The sequence below is a fragment of the Arthrobacter sp. Hiyo1 genome (genome assembly GCF_001263615.2).
GTDB lineage: Bacteria > Actinomycetota > Actinomycetes > Actinomycetales > Micrococcaceae > Arthrobacter.
Genome location: NZ_DF952470.1, coordinates 416,075 through 420,924, shown reverse-complemented (window position 1 = coordinate 420,924; position 4,850 = coordinate 416,075). Strand labels below are relative to the sequence as shown.

Below are 4,850 nucleotides of genomic sequence, written 5' to 3'. Positions count from 1 at the left end.
CCTCAGAACGACATTAACTGCGAGTCAGTTGGGTTGCCCGGCACCCATGCGCTGCCTGGCGGTGTTGGTGCCCGGACCGACAGGGACATGGGAGGTGGCTTTGGCCAGGCCAAACTGCGGCATGCCGTTGTAGACCACCTCGATTCCCGACGCCGGCACCTGGTAGGTTTCGTGCCACACGCCGATGTCGCCGCTTCCCGCGACTTCCTTCATGAAGCGTCGCCAGGGCGCCAAGTGCGGCGAGTCCCTGTCCGCCGCGAAGCGCCTGAGATGCTCGGGGCTCTCCCAATAGCTGAGCAGCATGGTGGTGCGCCCGAACCACTGTTCGCACCCGAGCAGTCCGGACTCGGGATGCGTTGCGAGATGGCGGAGCATGGTGGGCATTGACGATGCCACTCGCGCCACTTTGCCGATCTTCCACCAACGGTTGGCCCGCATTCCGATAAGGAATACGGTCACCGACTCGCGCCCGGTGTCGGCCGTGAAGCGCCCCGGGAAGATTTCCTGTGCCATGCGAATCCTTCGGTCTGGGAACGGTAGCTCAAGTTCCGCTCGTCGAGTTTCATAACGTCGTTACGAAACAATGTTATGAAACACTTGAAGGCATGGCAAGACCCATCGTTCATGACCAGCTCGTCCGGCAGCGGCTTCTTCAGGTAACGGCCGAACTCGTTGACCGGCACGGCCCTGCGCGAGTCACGCTCCGCGACGTTGCCGCAGCCGCCCAGACCTCAACCACGGCAGTCTACTCACTCTTCGGCGGCAAGGCGCAGTTGCTGACGGCCGCCGTCGACGACGGATTCCGCTCGTTCGGCGACTCGCAACGGCTCGCCGAAAACGGTGGGCTCCGAGGCTTGGGCCTCGCCTACCGTTCCTGGGCACTTGAACATCCGGCCTTGTACCGGCTCATGTTTGGCGGCGCACTTGCCAGCTATGTGGACTGCAGCCCGACGCCGGCAGTCGCCTCGGAAGCGATGCTTCCCCTGATGGAAGCGGTGACCGCCGCGCAGCAAGCGGGGACCGTTCGTGACGCCGAGACCGCGACGATCGCCATGTCCATCTGGGGACAGGTCCACGGACTGGTGAGCCTGGAACTTGCGAACATGGACGAGCCCGGAACCGATTGGGAAGGGATCTACGCCGCCGCGTTGGATGCCGTGGGACGCGGCTGGGCAGCCTGAGCCAGCTTCGCTTCCCTTGGCGGGCGGGTTAGGCGTACACCTTCTCCAGGAAGTCGCCCCAGGCCTTCGCGGTCAGTTCAGAATCGCCGCTGCCGCTGAAATCGTGCACCGTCATGCCCACGGGTGCTCCGAAGGAGTTCCGGCCAAAGAACCGGTAGAGCGTGTCCGCCGTCCGCAGGCCCAGGAAGTGCTGGTTGGAGAAGTCGAGTTCTCCGCTCAGCCGCCCCACGCCGTCGACGTCCACCTCAACCGCGGAACCCTCTGCAACGCCGTCCACGCCGAGGGCCTTCTTCAGTTGCACGAAACCGTCGGGGGTCTGCGAGGCCGCCGGGCCTTGGATGTCCGTGAAGACCACGGGCTTGCCGTCGAAGTACTGAAGGTACTGGCCCAAGGTGTGCAGGTAGAACTCGGTGTGCTTGCTGGCGCCGTCGTACTGCCCTTCCCAGTTGTCCGCGAAGATGCCGCTGTGGACATAGTGGAGCTTGGCCCGGCCGCCGTCGAGCGGTTCGAGCACGTGCTCCAACTGGTTGAACCAGCCGTCCGGCCCGTCCATCCGGGTCACAAGGTGGCTGGGGTACTCGTCCACGGTTTTCACGGCCGGCCACTGATCGGTGGGAAACATCCAGGCCGAGGTGTCCTGGGTGACAGCCTGCCAGACCCGTTCAGGAGTGCCGGGCAGTTCGGTGTCGGCCACGATTTCGAATTCACGGTTGTCAGTCATTGTCCTGTTCCTTTTCTGGAGAGTGCTGCGTTGTCTTGAGTGCGGGATGAAGTACGACGACGAGCCGGTGCTTGCGTGCGCCGCTCACGGTTTCGGTCGAAGCGCCGGTACCGCCGTCGTGGTACTTGTCCACGAGCCGGGTCACCGCGACAGCGAGCTCCTCGGCAAAAGCGGCACGGTCCGACGCCGACTGGAAGGTGATTTCGCCGTCGATCGCGAAGCTCGCAAGCTTCTTCTTGGCCGCGGCCGCGCCGGCTATCAGCTTGCCCATCTCCTGGACCGTCCGGGCCGCGAGGGCCAGGAGCCAGAAGGCGGAAAAGCGGTCCGAGAAGCGCCGGGGATCCGGCGCCACGGATGCAAGTGCCACCGGCGAGATCAGGTACGACGCCGCCGTCGCGCGCAAAACGCGTTCGGTGACGTTGCCCTTCTTCCGTTCCTCCACGAGTTCGACGAGTCCATGCCGCTCGAGGGCCTTGAGATGGTAGTTGACTTTCTGCCGGGGCAGGCCCACCTTGACCGCCAGCTGCGTGGCGGAACCCGGCTCGACCAGTTCCTGCAGAATGCGGGTGCGGATCGGGTCCAGCGACGCTTCCGCCGCGGCGGGATCCTCGATCACTTCGATGTCCAACATGCTTCCATTCTGCCTACCGACAACTTTTATTGTCAAGAACTTTTTTCTCGTCGGAGGCCTTGCCATAACCCCGGTAGAATGGACCGGTGATGCAATCCCCCCTTCCAGTGCGCGACGCGTCAACGCCACCCGCCTGCGCCTCCCGGACGAGGGGCCCTGGGACACCGCGATGGACTACATGATGCACCGCTGGGGTCATATCGACCCCCAGGGCATCGAGGACAGGTTCGACGCCGGCGAAATCGTCGGCGAGGGCGGCGCGCCCCTTGATCGCCGCACCCCGCTCGAAGAACACACCTTCATTTGGTACTACCGCACGCTCCCGCCGGAGACTCGTATGCCGGTGGAGATCAACATCCTGCACCAGGACGAGCACCTTCTGGTCGTCGACAAGCCCCACTTCCTGCCCACCACTCCGGGCGGGACCTACATCCAGGAATCCGCACTCGTCCGTCTCCGGAACCATCTGGACCTGCCGGACCTCATCCCGATGCACCGGCTCGACCGCATGACTGCCGGGGTGTTGCTGCTCTCCACCAATCCGGAGACCCGCGGCAAGTACCAAGTGCTCTTCGAAAAACGGCAGGTGCAAAAGGAGTACGAGTGCATCTCCGCCGCGGCACCCGCCGCGGGCTTTCCCGCCGTCGAATTCCCCGCCGTCGTGCGCAATCGCATGACAAAATCCCGCAGCTACCTTCTCGCCGAGGTGATCGACGGCGAACCCAACGCGGAAACCCGCATTGAGCTGCTGAGAACGTTCGACGGCGGCACTCACGACGGCGGCGCCGCCCGCCGGGCGCTCTACCGGCTTGAGCCCCACACCGGCAAGACCCACCAGCTTCGCGTGCACATGGCTTCGCTCGGCTGGGAATCGTGAACGACGCGTTCTATCCCGAACTCCTGGACAAGGCCCCGGACGACTACTCCAAGCCGCTGCAATTGCTCGCTCGCGGCATCCGCTTCGTTGACCCCATCAGCAAGCAACCCGTGGAATACCGGAGCCGTCTCGAGCTAGGCGAAGCCCACCCCGCCTGACCCTCCCCCCAAACCATCGCTCACATATGGCGCCCTTTCCCGGGACGCTCGCTCACCCATAACGGCTTTCCCCCAAACCATCGCTCACAAATGACGGCCCTTCCCGGGACGCTCGCTCACCCAAAATGAGGAACATGTTCAGCTTGGGGTCGTACCCGCGCGAGCGTCGGGCCAAACACCCACATATGTGAGCGAGCGTCGGGCCAAACACCCACATACCCGAGCGAGCGTCCCGCCAAACACCCACATATGTGAGCGAGCGTCCCGCCAAACACCCACATACCCGAGCGAGCGTCGGGGACGGGTGTTCAGGATCCGGGGACGGCGAAAAATGGCGCGTTCCCGAGTTGCCAAGCGGACCGGCGTATATGCTCGGTTTTGCCGGCCCGACAACCGCGGGCGGTGTTCGGTCTCGCGAAAAGGAACCACATGGCCCACGCTGAAAACGAAGTCTCGATCAACCGCCCCGCAAACGACGTCTACGCCTTCCTCGCGGACGGGCTGAACAATAAGCTGTGGCGTCCGGGCGTGAAGAATGTCGCCCTCGCAAGCGGAGAAGCAGGCAACAAGGGTGCCGTGTACTCGCAAACGATGGCTGGCCCCGGTGGTCGCACGATCGCCGGCGATTACGAGATCACCGCGGCCGAGCCGGGCAAGCGGCTCGATTTCCAGGTCATCGCGGGCCCCGCCCGCCCAACAGGATCCTTCACCCTGAACGAGGCCGACGGCGGCACCACCGTTCGGTTTGCCTTGGATCTCCAGCCCAAGGGCTTCATGAAGCTCATGGGCTCGATGATCACCAAGACCATGGAGTCGGAAGTCGGACAGCTAGGGCAGTTGAAGTCCGTGCTTGAGGCGCAGTCCGTCTGACGCCGCTGCGAAAGCGTGCCCTCACCCGTCCGAAGCCCCGAACACGCTCCGGAACACGTCGGTCGTCTCCGCACTGAACAGCACAAATTCGACGAGTTCCAGCCCGCTGGAGCTTTCGACGTCGAGCCGGCTGACGGCGTCGAGCGCTACCGCGGCGACCTCGCGCGCGTCCCAGCCGTAGACCCCCGCGCTGATTGCGGGGAACGCAACGGAACTCGCTCCGAGGGACGCTGCCACTTTCAGGCTCTCGCGGAAACACGACGACAGCAGTTCCGGATCGTTCTGGCCCGCGTGGCGGTTGGGGCCAACGGTGTGGATCACCCATCGGCAGGCAATTTGAACCCGGGGGTAGCCACGGCTTGGCCCACGGGCAGCCCGTCCGGGTACCGTTCGCGCACCTCCATGCACGCGG

The 4,850-nt window shown here is 64.3% G+C and carries 5 protein-coding genes and 2 pseudogenes; 3 read left to right on the top strand and 4 right to left on the bottom strand.

What is annotated here, in order from left to right:
• Positions 1–24: 24 nt before the first annotated feature.
• Complete coding sequence (locus AHiyo1_RS10800; protein ID WP_059388568.1) at positions 25–513, bottom strand: DUF4188 domain-containing protein; 489 nt, start codon at positions 511–513, stop codon at positions 25–27.
• A gap of 92 nt (positions 514–605) precedes the next feature.
• On the opposite strand from AHiyo1_RS10800, the gene AHiyo1_RS10795 reads away from it, so the two are divergent.
• Complete coding sequence (locus tag AHiyo1_RS10795) at positions 606–1,181, top strand: TetR-like C-terminal domain-containing protein (protein WP_059388567.1); 576 nt, start codon at positions 606–608, stop codon at positions 1,179–1,181.
• Between the two features lie 28 nt (positions 1,182–1,209).
• Here the strand turns inward: AHiyo1_RS10795 and AHiyo1_RS10790 are convergent, their stop codons facing one another.
• Both AHiyo1_RS10790 and AHiyo1_RS10785 read right to left on the bottom strand, forming a co-directional pair.
• Positions 1,210–1,902: an SRPBCC family protein gene (locus AHiyo1_RS10790; protein ID WP_059388566.1), complete on the bottom strand. Its 693-nt coding sequence runs from the start codon at positions 1,900–1,902 to the stop codon at positions 1,210–1,212.
• Positions 1,895–2,533 carry an ArsR/SmtB family transcription factor gene (locus AHiyo1_RS10785; protein WP_059388565.1) on the bottom strand — a complete coding sequence of 213 codons (639 nt, stop codon included), beginning with the start codon at positions 2,531–2,533 and terminating at the stop codon, positions 1,895–1,897. The genes AHiyo1_RS10790 and AHiyo1_RS10785 overlap by 8 nt, the downstream gene beginning before the upstream one ends.
• A gap of 89 nt (positions 2,534–2,622) precedes the next feature.
• Between AHiyo1_RS10785 and AHiyo1_RS10780 the strand changes: the two are divergent.
• Both AHiyo1_RS10780 and AHiyo1_RS10775 read left to right on the top strand, forming a co-directional pair.
• Positions 2,623–3,568 (top strand): annotated as a pseudogene (locus AHiyo1_RS10780) (RluA family pseudouridine synthase).
• Positions 3,569–3,997: 429 nt separating this feature from the next.
• Entirely contained in the window at positions 3,998–4,438 is a 441-nt protein-coding gene (locus tag AHiyo1_RS10775) for an SRPBCC family protein (protein ID WP_059388564.1), read from the top strand.
• A 21-nt stretch (positions 4,439–4,459) separates the two neighbouring features.
• On the opposite strand, the pseudogene AHiyo1_RS10770 reads toward AHiyo1_RS10775, so the two are convergent.
• Positions 4,460–4,850: pseudogene (locus AHiyo1_RS10770) on the bottom strand (macro domain-containing protein); the annotation flags it as partial.

What these genes read in the sequence shown, in the direction of transcription:
- AHiyo1_RS10785 (WP_059388565.1), bottom strand. Translation starts at nt 2,533, where the DNA reads ATGTTGGACATCGAAGTGATCGAGGATCCCGCCGCGGCGGAAGCGTCG.
- AHiyo1_RS10800 (WP_059388568.1), bottom strand. Translation starts at nt 513, where the DNA reads ATGGCACAGGAAATCTTCCCGGGGCGCTTCACGGCCGACACCGGGCGC.
- AHiyo1_RS10790 (WP_059388566.1), bottom strand. Translation starts at nt 1,902, where the DNA reads ATGACTGACAACCGTGAATTCGAAATCGTGGCCGACACCGAACTGCCC.
- AHiyo1_RS10795 (WP_059388567.1), top strand. Translation starts at nt 606, where the DNA reads ATGGCAAGACCCATCGTTCATGACCAGCTCGTCCGGCAGCGGCTTCTT.
- AHiyo1_RS10775 (WP_059388564.1), top strand. Translation starts at nt 3,998, where the DNA reads ATGGCCCACGCTGAAAACGAAGTCTCGATCAACCGCCCCGCAAACGAC.